The following is an 825-nucleotide window of genomic DNA, read 5'->3' as shown; positions in this document are numbered from 1 at the left end:
CGAAATCGGCCTGCAGTTGCTTGCCCGGCGGCGTCTCAAACCGCACCGTTGCCAGGGCAGCGGCCCGCAGCTCCTGCCGCCAGGGCTCCACCGCCCGCTCCACGGTGCGCAGTGACACGGCGATGCCTTTCTCGCTGGCCAGCTCCTGGCGCACCACATCGGCATTGCCGTTGTGGGCCAGGAACCGCTCCTTGAGCCAGTCGCACTGACCATCGAGAACGCCGATCCGCCGGGGTTTGCCGTAGGCCTCCCAGCCTCCCTGCCGCCGGTACTTGCGGACGGTTTCAGGTGAACAGCCCAGTTCCCTGGCGATCCGCCGCCGGCCCCAGCCAGCCGCGGTGAGGCCAAGGATCGCCTGGACATCCTCTGGGGTTTCCAACGCCGCATCCCGGGAGCTCTGCTCCAGAGGTGACAGCACCGCAGGCTGCGCGCTGGCCCTGGTCAGTGGCTCAAGGAGGGGGGCCAGATTTCGTGTCGCATCTGGACCAGTTTTCGCTGTCGCCTGACACCCTGCAACCGCCAGGCCTTCCTCCAGTTGTAGAGGGTCACGACATGGATGCCCAGCTCTGCTGAAATCTGAGCCACGCTCTGCCGCATGGGTGGGCTCATCCGCCTCCTCACATCGGCTTTGACAGCCTCGCTGTAACGGCGCATTGGTCATGTCCTCAAGCCCCCGGGTGTACTGATCACAGGGGTGACAACTTCCTAAGAAACACCCACGGCCATCAGGGATCTCCGCCTATCAGCCGGTAGCAACCAGTTGGTAACCCAGTGCTCTTGCACGTTTTTCCAGACCATGGATTTGACGTTCGCGAGATGCCTGCT

Annotated in this window: 1 protein-coding gene and 2 pseudogenes; all 3 read right to left on the bottom strand. The window is 64.1% G+C overall.

Annotated elements, in window-relative coordinates:
- Window positions 1-169, bottom strand: a pseudogene (locus VB737_RS07365) (IS21 family transposase); the annotation flags it as partial.
- A gap of 135 nt (window positions 170-304) precedes the next feature.
- Window positions 305-418: pseudogene (locus VB737_RS07360) on the bottom strand (hypothetical protein); the annotation flags it as partial.
- 23 nt (window positions 419-441) lie between these two features.
- Entirely contained in the window at window positions 442-597 is a 156-nt protein-coding gene (locus VB737_RS07355; protein ID WP_500312262.1) for a helix-turn-helix domain-containing protein, read from the bottom strand.
- Window positions 598-825: the final 228 nt, after the last annotated feature.

This window comes from Synechococcus sp. BA-120 BA3, from assembly GCF_034931285.1.
Classification (GTDB): domain Bacteria; phylum Cyanobacteriota; class Cyanobacteriia; order PCC-6307; family Cyanobiaceae; genus Cyanobium.
The sequence above is the reverse complement of the archived record's forward strand: the minus strand, read 5'-3'. Positions and strand labels throughout refer to the sequence as shown.